The organism is Clostridioides sp. ZZV15-6383 (assembly GCF_020657735.1).
Taxonomy (GTDB): domain Bacteria; phylum Bacillota; class Clostridia; order Peptostreptococcales; family Peptostreptococcaceae; genus Clostridioides; species Clostridioides difficile_D.
In genome coordinates this window covers 1-255 of record NZ_JAGWCV010000227.1, presented here as the reverse complement: position 1 = coordinate 255, position 255 = coordinate 1, and the positions used below count along the sequence as shown (strand labels likewise).

Annotated in this window: 1 protein-coding gene; it reads right to left on the bottom strand. The window is 28.6% G+C overall.

Annotation, left to right across the window (positions count from 1 at the left end):
• A partial coding sequence (locus KGF42_RS19565; protein WP_413927052.1) for an ABC transporter permease subunit occupies positions 1-255 on the bottom strand: 255 nt, incomplete at both ends.

Genomic DNA, 255 nt, shown 5'->3' with positions numbered 1-255 from the left:
ATAAGTCCATTTGAAATCATAAGTCCTAGTATTTTTATAGAACCAATATTTATACCCAAAGATTTAATCATTTGAGAGTTATCACCAACACCTTTTAAAGTGTACCCAAGACCTGTTTTTAGAAATAGGTCTAAAAGGACTTTACAGATAAATACAAAAGCCAAGGCTAAAACTATAGGAGATATTTCTCCATTGAATAAATGCTTAAAGCTAAATAGAGGAATATTTGATTTTCCCATTATTCTTAAGTTGATA